Origin of the sequence: Coprococcus ammoniilyticus, assembly GCF_025567345.1 — a bacterium.
GTDB lineage: Bacteria > Bacillota > Clostridia > Lachnospirales > Lachnospiraceae > Coprococcus > Coprococcus ammoniilyticus.
Map to the genome: position 1 here is coordinate 251,489 of NZ_JAOQJS010000002.1, position 11,404 is coordinate 262,892.

At 39.7% G+C, this 11,404-nt stretch carries 12 protein-coding genes; all 12 read left to right on the forward strand.

Annotation, left to right across the window (positions count from 1 at the left end):
- Positions 1–41 precede the first annotated feature (41 nt).
- Positions 42–617 (forward strand): hypothetical protein, encoded by a 576-nt coding sequence (locus OCV60_RS03590; protein WP_021943836.1) that lies wholly within the window; start codon positions 42–44, stop codon positions 615–617.
- A gap of 9 nt (positions 618–626) precedes the next feature.
- The gene (locus tag OCV60_RS03595) at positions 627–1,613 is read left to right on the forward strand and encodes an RluA family pseudouridine synthase (RefSeq protein WP_021943837.1); all 987 of its coding nucleotides are present in this window, start codon (positions 627–629) and stop codon (positions 1,611–1,613) included.
- Between the two features lie 58 nt (positions 1,614–1,671).
- Positions 1,672–2,205: a Holliday junction resolvase RecU gene (locus OCV60_RS03600; protein WP_008400805.1), complete on the forward strand. Its 534-nt coding sequence runs from the start codon at positions 1,672–1,674 to the stop codon at positions 2,203–2,205.
- 129 nt (positions 2,206–2,334) lie between these two features.
- Complete coding sequence (hisZ, locus tag OCV60_RS03605; protein WP_021943838.1) at positions 2,335–3,591, forward strand: ATP phosphoribosyltransferase regulatory subunit; 1,257 nt, start codon at positions 2,335–2,337, stop codon at positions 3,589–3,591.
- A gap of 67 nt (positions 3,592–3,658) precedes the next feature.
- Positions 3,659–4,306: an ATP phosphoribosyltransferase gene (gene hisG / locus OCV60_RS03610; protein ID WP_021943839.1), complete on the forward strand. Its 648-nt coding sequence runs from the start codon at positions 3,659–3,661 to the stop codon at positions 4,304–4,306.
- Positions 4,307–4,308: 2 nt separating this feature from the next.
- Entirely contained in the window at positions 4,309–5,598 is a 1,290-nt protein-coding gene (gene hisD / locus OCV60_RS03615; RefSeq protein WP_021943840.1) for a histidinol dehydrogenase, read from the forward strand.
- A gap of 110 nt (positions 5,599–5,708) precedes the next feature.
- Positions 5,709–6,302 (forward strand): imidazoleglycerol-phosphate dehydratase HisB, encoded by a 594-nt coding sequence (hisB, locus tag OCV60_RS03620; RefSeq protein ID WP_117784862.1) that lies wholly within the window; start codon positions 5,709–5,711, stop codon positions 6,300–6,302.
- A gap of 9 nt (positions 6,303–6,311) precedes the next feature.
- Positions 6,312–7,574 carry a bifunctional phosphoribosyl-AMP cyclohydrolase/phosphoribosyl-ATP diphosphatase HisIE gene (gene hisIE, locus OCV60_RS03625; protein ID WP_008400812.1) on the forward strand — a complete coding sequence of 421 codons (1,263 nt, stop codon included), beginning with the start codon at positions 6,312–6,314 and terminating at the stop codon, positions 7,572–7,574.
- Between the two features lie 12 nt (positions 7,575–7,586).
- Positions 7,587–10,253: an alanine--tRNA ligase gene (gene alaS / locus OCV60_RS03630; protein WP_021943842.1), complete on the forward strand. Its 2,667-nt coding sequence runs from the start codon at positions 7,587–7,589 to the stop codon at positions 10,251–10,253.
- A gap of 133 nt (positions 10,254–10,386) precedes the next feature.
- Positions 10,387–10,563, forward strand: a complete 177-nt coding sequence (gene rpsU / locus OCV60_RS03635) for a 30S ribosomal protein S21 (protein WP_008400815.1) — start codon at positions 10,387–10,389, stop codon at positions 10,561–10,563.
- Positions 10,564–10,891: 328 nt separating this feature from the next.
- Positions 10,892–11,074, forward strand: coding sequence for a hypothetical protein (locus OCV60_RS03640; protein WP_021943843.1), 183 nt, complete (start codon positions 10,892–10,894; stop codon positions 11,072–11,074).
- 59 nt (positions 11,075–11,133) lie between these two features.
- A complete protein-coding gene (locus OCV60_RS03645) occupies positions 11,134–11,403 on the forward strand; it encodes a YabP/YqfC family sporulation protein (RefSeq protein ID WP_008400817.1) in 270 nt (89 codons plus the stop codon).
- The last annotated feature ends 1 nt before the right edge of the window (position 11,404 follow it).

The following is an 11,404-nucleotide window of genomic DNA, read 5'->3' on the forward strand; positions in this document are numbered from 1 at the left end:
TATGAGGAACATTATAATAAAAACAGAACAGGACAAAAACAATGGAAAAAGGACAGTATGGATATATAAAAAAACATAAGAAAAAGATCATAACCAGTATTATTATACTTGGTGTTATGATCCTGACAGGAGTAATTCTTTCGCTTGCCATGTTTAAAACAACAAAAACCTTGATCATCATACTTCCGATATTGATCAGCCTGCCATTTGCCAAACAGATCGTAGCACTTATCATGTGTTCCAAATTCAAGCCTTTAACAGAGGAAGAACACAAGAAGATAGAAAAAGGGATCCATTATGAGAACCGGGACGGCATCCTGTATGATATCTCGCTCAGTCGATATGAAGGAATGTTGTTTTTCCCTGCCGTGATCGTGCGGGATGGCAGAATGTTATTCTTATATCAGAAAGCATTTGACAAGAAGATTCCGGATGTGGAATTCCTGAAAAAAGAAATTACACGTTCCTTTGAAATGATAAAGAAACCATATGTTATCGTTACAGCGTTAACCGTGGATGAATTTATAAAGAAAGCGGAAACGATCAAAGAACCGGATGAAGATTATCTGGTAAAGGATCAGTCTATGCGTGAAAAATTATTTGAACTTGGTGTATAGGAGTCGGGCATGAAAGAGATCATTATATCGCAGAACGAAGCGGGACAGCGTGTGAACAAATTTCTTTTGAAATATCTGAATAAGGCACCGTCAAGCTTTGTTTATAAGATGATACGAAAGAAAAACATCAAATTGAACAATAAGAAAATTGAAGGAAACGAATACGTCTATATCGGAGATACGATCCAGATCTATATGTCTGATGAAACGATCGCCAATTTCAGGGAAGATGTCAGTGGAACACACAGCACTTCCTCTAAAAAGAAGATTCCGGTTGAGATCATCTATTTGGATGAAAATATTCTGATCGCAGACAAACCGACTGGCGTCCTGTCACAGAAGGCATCAAAAGATGATTACTCTTTTAATGAAGCATTGATCGACTATCTGCTTGATAGTGGGCATATCACAACTGAAGAACTGAGAACTTATCGTCCGTCTGTATGCAATCGTTTAGACCGCAATACATCCGGACTCATTCTTTGTGGGGTGAGTCTTACCGGAAGTCAGGAATTATCCAGAATTATAAGAGAACATCTATTACATAAATATTATTATACACTTGTACGGGGACGCCTGACGCAGAAGCTTGACAGTACCTGTTATCTACAGAAGGATAATGCAAAAAACAAAGTCCGGATATCGGATCACCCATGGGAACAGGGCAAGAGTGAAGAAATCCATTCAATCTTTTATCCGGTAAAAAAAAATGATGATTATACGTTGGTAAAGGTTGAGCTTATCACAGGTAAGTCTCATCAGATCCGTGCACAGTTAAAGCATCTGGGATACCCGGTAGTCGGTGATACAAAGTATGGCATACCTGAAGTGAACCGGTATTTTTCAGATTCTTATCATGTAAAGCATCAGCTTCTTCATTGCGGAAACATTATATTTAAAGAAACAGACGGTCCGCTTTCTTATCTGAGCGGGAAAGAGTATTCGGCATTTCTTCCGGAACCGTTTCGGACGATCGAAAAAGATTTATTTGGGTAATTTGGATAATAACTTTAGTAAGATCAGAATCAGATAAAAGATAAAGAGGCAGAATCGGATGGCAACTTGGAATTCCAGAGGACTTCGTGGTTCCTCACTTGAGGAACTGATCAATTATACAAATGAATATTATCGGGAAAAGAAGCTGGCAGTTGTCCAGAAGATCCCGACTCCGATCAAACCGATCCGTATGGATAAAGACAGCAGCCAGATCACGCTGGCGTATTTTGAAAAAGATTCTACGGTCGATTACATCGGTGTCGTACAGGGCATTCCGATATGCTTCGATGCGAAGGAATGTGCGGTTGATACGTTTTCTTTACAGAATATACATGAGCATCAGTATCATTTTATGAAAGAGTATGAGGAACAGCAGGGAGTCAGCTTCCTGATCATATTTTTTACGCATAGAAACAAATATTACTATTTACGTTTTTCGGAATTAAAGACTTATATGGATCGCGTGAACGAGGGACATGCAAAGAATTTCAAATATGAAGAACTGAATCCGGATTTCTTTATTCATGCAAAAAATGGAGCACTGGTTCATTATCTGGAGCTTCTCGATAAAGATTTGCAGTTAAGAGCATAAAGGATCAGGAAAAATCTTGACAAATGCCAACGTCTCACCTATAATGAGCACATTGTTGAAATAACTAATTATCGTGTTATCACTTTAATACGGTAAAGCAAAAAGGCATGGATAAAAGGAGGAAAAGAGATGCAGGATAAACTGTTACAGACTCCGGACGGAGTAAGAGACACCTATGATGTAGAATGTAAAAAGAAAAGAAAGATTATTGAGAAGCTGCATCATACTCTGGAGTTATACAGCTATCATGATATAGAGACACCTACATTTGAGTATTTTGATATATTTAACCGTGATAAGGGATCTGCACCGTCAAATGAAATGTACAAGTTCTTTGACCGTGATAATAATACGCTGGTATTACGCCCGGATATCACACCTAGTATTGCAAGATGTGTAGCAAAATATTACAAGGATGAACAGCTTCCGATCCGTCTGTGCTATACAGGAAATACATATTCAAACCCAAGAAAATTGCAGGGAAAATTAAAGGAAGTTACACAGATCGGTGCTGAGCTTATAAATGATGATTCTTCTGCAGCAGATGCAGAGATCATTGCAACTGTTGTTGATTCTTTTAAGGCACTTGGAATCGACGAGTTCCAGATCGAGATCGGACAGATCGATTACTTTAAGGGCATCGTTTCAGAAGCCGGAATTACAGAAGCCGAAGAACTTCAGATCAAGGAATACATCAATATTAAGAACTTCTTTGGTTTGGAGGAATATCTGAAGAAACTGGATCTGAGTCCTGTTTTAAAGAAAGCCTTTCTTGCATTTGACTCTTTATTCGGTGGAGAATCCATGTTAGAGCAAGCAGAAAAGCTGGTTACGAATCCGGTATCACTTGCAGCTGTTCACAGATTACAGAGAATCTATAAGGCATTATGCTGTTATGGATATGACAAATATATCGGCTTTGATCTCAGTATGTTAAATGGTTATAACTATTATACCGGCGTGATCTTCCGCGGATATACCTACGGAACCGGAGATGCAGTTGTAAAGGGTGGCCGATATAATAACCTGTTAAAGCAGTTTGGCAAAGATGCACCGTCTATTGGTTTTGCATTTACCGTAGAAGAACTGATCATGGCACTGTCCAGACAGAATATCGAGGTTTCGGTTGAATATTCGAATACGATCATTCTCTATGATATTGAGAATCAGGAGTCCGCGATCAGTCTTGGTAAGAGTCTGCGCCAGAATGATAAGAAGATTGAATTGATACGCAAATCTGTCAGAAAGTCAGTGGAAGATTATCTGGAATATGCAAAAAGAGAGCATTTTTCCGGACTGTTTTATTTTGAAAACAGTGATACGGTCAAGGTATTTGATCTTGTGTCCGGTGATGAGAACGAGGTGGCTATCGCATCCTTGAAATAAGCGGACAAAAACAGAAAGAAATCCAAAATTAGAATTTGATCGATGGATAGATTGGAGAGGTAAATCAATGAGATATTTAACATTTGCACTTGCAAAAGGCAGACTTGCAAAGAAAACCCTTGCATTGCTTGAACAGATAGGAATTACCTGCGATGAAATGAAAGACCCGGATACCAGAAAGCTGATCTTTGTGAATGAAGAAATGAAGCTGAAGTTCTTCCTTTCAAAGGCAACAGATGTACCAACCTATGTAGAATACGGTGCAGCAGATATCGGTGTAGTTGGTAAGGATACGATATTAGAAGAAGGCAGAAACCTGTACGAGGTAATGGATCTCGGATTCGGTAAATGCCGGATGTGTGTCTGTGGTCCTCATAAAGCAAAAGAATTATTGAAGAAAAATGAGATCATCCGTGTTGCCAGCAAATATCCGAATATTGCAAAAGATTATTTTAATAATCAGAAGAACCAGACGGTTGAGATCATCAAATTAAACGGTTCGGTCGAGCTTGCGCCGATCGTTGGCTTATCAGAGGTGATCGTTGATATCGTTGAGACCGGAAGTACTCTTCGTGAAAACGGACTGGAAGTTTTAGAAGAAGTTTGTCCGTTATCTGCAAGAATGGTTGTAAATCAGGTAAGCTTAAAGATGGAAAATGAGAGAATCAGAAAGCTGCTTGCTGATCTGAATTCGTTGATTAATAAGGAGGCATAAAAATGAGAATTGTAAATCTGACGGAAGAAACCAGAAAGAACATTTTAAAGGATCTGTTAAAAAGAAGCCCAAGCAATTTCGGATCTTATGCAGATACAGTAGAGAAGATCGTAAATGATGTCAGAGATCGTGGAGACGAGGCATTATTTGGATATACCAAGCAGTTTGATAAAGCAGATATCAACGCCGGAAATGTTCTGGTTACAAAAGAAGAGATTGAATATGCTTATACACAGGTAGATGAGAAACTGATCGAGGTTATCAGAAAAGCAAAAGAAAACATTCGCACCTATCACGAAAAACAGCGTCAGTACAGTTGGTTTGATTCTGATCCGAAGGGTATCATGCTTGGACAGAAGGTAACAGCATTGGAATCTGTCGGAGTATATGTACCGGGTGGAAAAGCTGTGTATCCATCTTCCGTATTGATGAACATTATGCCTGCAAAGGTAGCAGGTGTTAAAAATATTATAATGACCACTCCTTGTAACAGCGAGGGTGAAGTATATGCGACTACACTGGTTGCAGCAAATGAAGCCGGTGCGACTGCTATCTACAAGGCAGGCGGCGCACAGGCAATCGCGGCTCTTGCATATGGAACGGAATCCATTCCAAAGGTTGATAAGATCGTAGGACCCGGAAATATCTTCGTTGCACTTGCAAAACGTGCGGTATACGGACATGTCAGCATCGATTCGATTGCAGGTCCATCCGAAATCCTTGTAATTGCAGATGAGACAGCAAATCCAAGATATGTTGCAGCCGATCTGTTATCACAGGCAGAGCATGATGAGATGGCATCCGCCATTCTGATCACAACTTCAAAAGAACTTGCCGAAAAGGTATCAGCTCAGGTCGATGAATTTATAAAGGTATTATCCAGAAAAGAGATCATTCGGAAATCCATTGATACATACGGCTATATCTTATTAGCTGATAATATGGCAGATGCGGTTGAAGCAGCAAATGCAATTGCTTCCGAACATCTGGAGATTGTAACTGCAAATCCATTTGATGTTATGACAAGGATCAAGAATGCCGGTGCGATCTTCATCGGTGAATATTCATCCGAACCACTGGGTGATTATTTTGCCGGACCGAACCATGTACTTCCAACAAACGGAACAGCGAAGTTCTTCTCCCCGTTAAGTGTGGATGACTTCATTAAGAAATCAAGCATCATCTATTATTCCAGAGAAGCTCTTGAAGAAGTACATGAAGACATTGAAAGCTTTGCAAAATCAGAGCAACTTACAGCACATGCTAATTCTATTGCAGTAAGATTTGAATAGTGGTATAATATGAAACCAAGATTGCACAGGCGTCTGTATTATCAGTCCGCCTGTGCTTGTAGTTGCCAAAGTATCGGAAGAAAAATGTATAAAAACAAGGGAGAAAAGATATGGCGGATAGAGCAGTAAAATGCACAAGAAAAACCAGCGAGACAGATATTGTTCTGGAATTAAATCTGGATGGAAAGGGAGATGCAAAGATCGATACCGGTATCGGATTTTTCGATCATATGCTGACAAGCTTTGCCAAGCACGGATTTTTTGATCTGAATCTGACCGTAAAGGGTGATCTGTATGTGGATTGTCATCATACGATAGAAGATACGGGAATTGTTCTTGGAAAAGCGATCAAAGGTGCGCTTGGAGATAAAAAATCCATTAAGCGTTTCGGTAATTTCTTTCTTCCTATGGATGAAACGCTTGTTATGTGTGCGATCGACCTTTCCGGAAGACCATATCTTGTTTATGATCTGAACCTTACAACAGAGCGGGTTGGATATTTTGATACACAGATGGTAAAGGAATTCTTCTATGCAGTATCCTATGGTGCGGAGATGAATCTGAACCTGAAACAGTTCTCTGGTTCCAATGACCATCATATCATCGAAGCAGCTTTTAAGGCATTTGCAAAAGCTTTAGATGAAGCAACTTCTATAGACGACAGATTAAATGGTAAAGTGTTATCTACCAAAGGTTCACTTTAAGGAGGTACTATGAGTTATAAGAAAATTATTCCATGTCTGGATCTTGAGAATGCACTTGAAATGGCAAAGTTCTATAATGATGCCGGTGCAGATGAGATTGCATATTTTGACAGTAAAGCAACAAAGGAAGGCAGAGAAGCGAATATTGCAGTTATCAAAGAGATCTGCAAGAATGTCGATATTCCATTGATCGCATGTGGTGGAGTAAGAAGACTGGAAGATATCAAGAAGATGTTATATGCAGGTGCTTCCAAGGTTTGTATGAAATCAGCAGCATTAAATACACCGGAGCTTGTAACGGAAGCCGCTGACCGTTTTGGTTCAGAACGTATCATCGTAACGATTGACCTGAGCGAATGTAAAGAGCCTGTAGCCTATGCAGAGCAGCTTAAGGAACTCGGAGCAGGTGAGCTCCTGTTATTACATAATAATATGGTTCCTGAATATATGGATATCGTAAATGAGATCAAAAACCGTGTAGCACTTCCTGTTATTGTTTCCACCTATTCAACAAATGGGGAAGCAATCTGTGAGATGCTTGAAAAGACAAATGCTGAATCCATTTCTTTATATAATCTGAAACAAATGGATATAATGGAGATAAAGCAGGAATGCAGAAAAGAAGGCATTCCGGTTAATACATTTGAAAGTGCAGTATCCTTTGATGAATTCAAGCTGAATTCTGACGGGCTGATTCCATGTATCACACAGCATTATAAGACCGGGGAAGTTCTTATGATGGCATACATGAATAAGGAATCCTTTGAAAAGACGATCGCAACCGGCAGAATGACATATTACAGCAGAAGCAGACAGGAGCTTTGGACAAAGGGGGAGACATCCGGTCATTTCCAGTTCTTAAAATCATTAAAATTAGACTGTGATAAAGATACCCTGCTTGCAGAGGTTTCCCAGATCGGTGCAGCCTGTCATACCGGCAGCCCGACCTGTTTCTTTACGGATCTGGTTAAGAAGGAATACGATAATACCAATCCGTTAAAGGTATTTGAAGAAGAATACGATATTATCGTTGACAGAAGAAATCATCCAAAGGAAGGTTCCTATACAAATTATCTGTTTGACAAAGGAATTGACAAAATACTGAAAAAGGTTGGCGAAGAGGCAACAGAGATTGTAATTGCTGCCAAGAATCCTGATTCAGATGAAATAAAATATGAGATATCAGATTTCCTGTATCACCTTATGGTTCTTATGGTTGAAAGAGGTGTCAGTTGGACTGATATTACCAAAGAACTGGCTGATAGAAGGTAGGAGGAGAAAACAGTGGAAAAATATGGCGTAAATCAGTTAAGAAAAATGTTTCTGGAATTTTTTGAGAGCAAGGGACATCTGAAGATGAACAGCTTCTCACTGATTCCACATAATGATAATAGTTTGTTATTGATCAACTCAGGTATGGCACCATTAAAGCCTTACTTTACAGGACAGGAGATCCCTCCAAGAAGACGTGTGACCACCTGCCAGAAGTGTATCCGTACCGGTGATATCGAAAATGTAGGTAAGACTGCAAGACATGGTACATTCTTTGAAATGTTAGGTAACTTCTCATTCGGCGATTACTTCAAGCATGAAGCAATTTCATGGTCATGGGAGTTCCTGACCAAGGTTGTAGGCTTAGATGAGAACCGTTTATATCCATCTATCTACGAGGATGATGACGAAGCATTTGATATCTGGAATAAAGAGATCGGAATTGCATCGGAGAGAATTTTCCGTTTTGGGAAAGAAGATAACTTCTGGGAGCATGGCGCAGGTCCTTGTGGTCCATGTTCCGAAATCTATTATGACAGAGGCGAAAAGTACGGATGCGGTAAGCCCGGCTGTACAGTAGGTTGTGACTGTGACCGTTACATGGAAGTATGGAACAACGTATTTACCCAGTTTGAAAATGACGGCCATAACAACTATACAGAACTGGTTCAGAAGAATATCGATACCGGTATGGGACTGGAGCGTCTGGCTGTTGTTGTTCAGGATGTAGATTCCATCTTTGACGTTGATACGATCAAAGCGTTGCGTGATAAAGTATGTGAGATGGCTGGCGTGAAATACATGGAAGACGAGAAGACAGATGTCTCGATCCGTGTTATTACTGATCATATCCGTTCTGTTACCTTTATGGCATCTGACGGTATCCTTCCATCAAATGAAGGACGAGGTTATGTATTAAGACGTCTTCTCCGTCGTGCAGCAAGACATGGCAGATTACTTGGTATCGAAGGCAGATTCCTTGCAGAACTTTCAAAGACAGTAATCGAGGTTTCTAAGGATGCATATCCGGAGCTGGAAGAAAAGAAAGCACATATCTTTACCTGTATCAATACAGAAGAAGAAAACTTCAATAAGACGATCGATCAGGGCTTATCAATTCTGAACGGCTTCGTTGAGGAGTTAAATAACAGCGGCAAAAAAGTATTAAATGGCGAAAATGCATTTAAGTTATATGATACCTATGGTTTCCCTCTTGATCTGACAAAAGAGATTCTGGAAGAAAAGGGAATCGAGGTTGATACGGAAGGCTTTAATAAGGCTATGGACAAGCAGAGAGAGACTGCTCGTAAATCAAGAAAAGTATCAAACTACATGGGCGCAGATTCAACTATTTATGAAGATATCGATACAGCTCTTACAAGTAGGTTCATCGGTTATGACAAGGTAGAAGCATCTTCCGATATCATTGCCATAACAGCAGAATATAAAGAGGGCGATCAGGTAACATCCGAACTGGTTGATGTTATTTCCGAAGGCACAAACGGTTCGATCATCACAGCAGAGACACCATTTTATGCTACTATGGGTGGTCAGATCGGTGATACTGGTGTGATCGAGACAGAGAGCGGACGTTTCATTGTTAAAGATACGATCAAGGTTGCCGGTGATAAGATCGCACATCTTGGCTATGTTGAATCCGGTGAATTAAAGAATGGAAGCACAGCGAAGCTTTCTGTAACAGCAGACAGACGTGCACTGATCTGTAAGAACCACTCCGCAACACATCTGCTCCAGAAAGCCTTAAAGATGGTTCTTGGTGATCATGTAGAACAGGCTGGTTCATATGTATCAGAAGACCGTTTAAGATTCGACTTTACACATTTCCAGGCTATGACTCCTGAAGAGATCGCCAAGGTGGAAGCAATCGTAAATGAACAGATCGATAAAGATCTTAAGGTTAAGACAGAGGTTATGAGTATTGAAGATGCCAAGAAGACAGGTGCTATGGCATTGTTTGGCGACAAGTACGGCGAGAAGGTTCGAGTTGTATCTATGGATGACTTCTCTGTTGAGTTCTGTGGTGGTACTCATGTCCCAAATACCGGTGTGATCGGTACATTTAAGATCATCTCTGAAATGGGTGTTGCTGCCGGAGTAAGAAGAATCGAAGCACTGACTTCTGTTGGCGCATTTAATTATTATAAAGAGATGGAAGATGAATTAAAAGCAGCGGCAAAGGCAGCAAAAGCTGAACCTGCAAAGCTGGCTGAAAAGATCGAGACAATGCTCGCTGAGATCAAAGCTCTTACATCTGAAAACTCCAAGTTAAAGGATAAGCTGGCAAAGAATTCTGCCGGAGATGCACTTGCTGATGCAGTAGATGTAAATGGCGTAAAGGTTCTTGCTACCAGCGTAGAAGATACAGATATGAATGCACTTCGTAATCTGGGAGATGATTTCAAGAACAAGCTTGGAACATCGGTTGTCGTTCTTGCTTCCGCCAAGGATGGTAAGGTAAATCTGATCGCTATGGCAACAGACGATGCTGTAAAGAAGGGAGCACATGCAGGAAATATTATCAAAGCGTCTGCAGCACTTGTAGGCGGTGGCGGCGGTGGTCGTCCAAACATGGCTCAGGCCGGGGGAAAGAATCCTGCCGGTATTGCAGATGCACTTGCAAAAGCAGTAGAAATAGCCAAAGAACAGTTAAATGCCTAAAAATAGAAAATAATAAAATTTTTTGTTGACGTTTCAATAATATATGTTATAATTGACTTCGTGCTTAAATAATACCCAAACAGTTGTTATTTTATTAGCATAGTACACAACTGGAGGGAGGTCAGGTGAGAGAATGTCAAATGTAATAGTTAAAGAAAACGAAACATTAGATAGCGCTCTTCGCAGATTCAAGAGAAATTGTGCGAAGGCTGGTATCCAGCAGGAGATTCGTAAGAGAGAACATTACGAAAAGCCAAGCGTTAGACGTAAAAAGAAATCAGAGGCAGCTAGAAAGCGCAAATATAAATAATCTATAGTTTGGATTAGTAAATATGATTTTTTTGAGTACCGAGCAATCGGTACTCTTTTTTTGCGTAAGTGAGCCAAGCACAGATTTCGTGTTTACACGAAAATCTGTATTTGGCGAACGAGCGGCATCGAGCCGACAGGCGAGATGGTGCGGTGTAAGAACATGAAATGTTCTTACAGACGCAAAAAAGAGAAAATTACAAAGTAATTTTCTTGTGGTTGCGGAAGTATCTATCTGTGCTTGGCTCACTTACGCAAAAAAGTTGACGCTAACATCACTATAATATATGATAAAATTAATATACGAAAACGAAAGGGGACAAACAAATATGAAAAATGCAATTAACATTCTCGCAATGATCTTTTCATGGGGAGCATTGATCTTCAGTATTTTTGCATTTGGAGATATGACCGGAAATATATTAAAGGCAGTCACCTATGGATTGATTGTAGGAAATGCAGTCCTGGTAAACTTTATCTGTGTCCATAATCTTAAAGAGAATAAAGAGTAAGTCATAATCCGATACCCAACCAACATAATATAGATATAAAGCTAGTTGGGTATCATATCATGCAGCTTCCATTTAATCATAACAGTCTATATGATGTGCCGGATGTCACACCGGACATAAAAAAAAGTTCATCCAAAATCACAATTCATGATAATCACATTATCTATATTGAAAACTATAAATGTATTATATCCTGTTCGGATACCCAGATCCTTGTAAAAACAAAAAAGAATACCATATCGATAAATGGAATTTGCCTGAAAATTGAATATTATTGTCCGGAAGAACTGAAGATATCAGGCAACATTCTATATATCAATTATGAATAAT